Origin of the sequence: Veillonella sp. (assembly GCF_019414865.1) — a bacterium.
GTDB lineage: Bacteria > Bacillota > Negativicutes > Veillonellales > Veillonellaceae > Veillonella.
The window spans coordinates 1,327-2,496 of sequence record NZ_DXLG01000174.1 but is presented as its reverse complement, the minus strand read 5'-3'; the positions used below and the strand labels follow the sequence as shown (position 1 = coordinate 2,496).

Here is a 1,170-nt window from a genome sequence, read left to right as displayed (position 1 = left end):
CATCAAAGATAAGCCATTCTTAGGTCAAACATTAATACAATTATTTGCCTTTGGCGGATTTTTTGCTTATATATCAGGTTCATCCTTTGTATACCAAAATATTTTTAATCTTTCCGCTCAAGAATTTAGCTATCTTTTCGGTATTAACAGCTGTGGTATTGTCTTAGCTAGTGCCATTAGTAGTCGTGTTAGTAATGTTATAACAGCTAAACAATTACTAACATTCAGCCTATGGCAACTTACAATTGGTTCCTTACTATTCTTAATTGCTATGATTTTCGAATGGTCACTCATCCCTGTAACAACCATCCTATTCTTTACCGTATGTACCGTATCCCTATTCGGCTCCGCCTCATTCTCTATGGCGATGACCAACTACGGGAAAATGGCAGGCAGTGCCTCTGCCATACTCGGCTTTGCAAGCATGTTTGCGGCAGGTATTGTATCTCCACTCGTTGGTATTGGTGGGGATCATACGGGGATACCCATGGGGATTACAATGCTAGTATGTGCAGTGCTTTCCTTATTGTGCCTATATGGTTTAGTTGAAAAAGAATAATCTATTTTACATTTGTGTACGTCCCACAATGGGGCCCAACTACAACAGAATATTATTAGTATATAAATAAGATACCCCTTTCCTTGCTCAGTACTTCGTAAAATCGCTTCGGAAAGGGGTATCTTATTTATATTAACACTACCTGTGAAGGCGTCCCATTGCGGGACTATACAAGCATACTTCAAAATAGATTACTTCTTATTCCCTACAAACACCATAAGCACAATAAAAGAAAGCTACTGTCCAACTGGTTGTAAACGAAAGGAGATGTGGCATAGCCACATCTCCTTTCTCCCCCTCCCATCTCCGTTAGGTGTATTGCTAATTTTTTATAATAAATAACGAGATAACAAACTCGATGGAGCTATTAGGGATATAGTAGATTGGATTACTTACATTTTATAATGGGACATCTTCATAGCCGAGTGTATATAGAAAAGAATACAGCCCTCTCTGCAGCGATTTTACGGAGCGTAGTGACGTACCTGAGCCAAGAGAGGGCTGTATTTTTTCTATACTAATGATATGTAGTTGTATCCGGGCCCCATTATAAAATGAAAGCACCTTATCGCTTATTTACAATAGCTCCATCGAGTTACACAACTATTATT

The 1,170-nt window shown here is 38.6% G+C and carries 1 pseudogene; it reads left to right on the top strand.

Features of this window, described 5'->3' with window-relative positions:
- A pseudogene (locus tag QZ334_RS07925) lies at positions 1-559 on the top strand (MFS transporter); the annotation flags it as partial.
- Between the last annotated feature and the right edge of the window lie 611 nt (positions 560-1,170).